The 820-nt window shown below is 46.5% G+C and carries 1 protein-coding gene; it reads right to left on the minus strand.

The window, feature by feature from the left end; translation table 11 throughout:
• Positions 1–820 (minus strand): AGE family epimerase/isomerase (locus R7R78_RS25395; RefSeq protein ID WP_225474533.1); only part of this gene is annotated, 820 nt, incomplete at both ends.

Raw genomic sequence — 820 nt, forward strand, 5'->3', positions numbered from 1 at the left:
GCTCAAAGTTTTGCTGGTATTGCGCTTGCTTAAGCGTGTGTTTCATTCCTTTGAAACCAAACTCTGTCCAATTGGAATTTTCCAACAACTGACCAGTGAGATACGTCATCCAATACGCTTTGATGGTGTGTCCAAAATCATTGTGTTTCGCATCTGGCATCATTACCGCTTTGTGGTGTATCGCGCCATAAAAGCGCTGCTCTTTGACGGAATGGTAGTTATCTAGCATCACTTGCGTCAGCCATTGCAGATCTTGCTTCCACTTGGCTTGCGCTGGCGCTGGTAAAAGTGGCGTCATTAACAACAGGTAGCCATTAATTTGGTCAAGTTGAGCGACTAACTCTTGCTGCTTCTCACTTTCCCCATCACCATCTTTCAAAACCCACGCCAGACCGCGATCATCGCTTCGTCGGTATTGTTTAAATATAAACGCTTGCTGGTCGATAAGTGCTTGTTCAACCTTTGGATCTTGCGTCAAGTAGTAGTACATCGCCAAGCCCACCAAGGCGTAAGCTTGGTCTTGAGAAGTTCGCTGTTGCCACTCCATCCCCGGTTTTCCACTACGCGTAAAGCTCACGAAGCCGCCGTTTTTCTCATCTTGTAGATGATCAATCAGGTAATAAGCCCCTTTCTTTGCCAGCTCTAATGCTTGCTTGTCACCCGTAAGATGAAAAAGCACGCCATAAGCGTAAGTTTGGCGCGATTTCATGCGGGTGTATTCGCGATCGAAGTGCGGGCTAATCCACCCTTTGTTTAATTCTTCACACGGCTTTTGTGGGTCGAGAATGACACCGTTATCACAACGAAATGTCGGAAAATT

The organism is Vibrio sp. 2134-1, assembly GCF_033339495.1.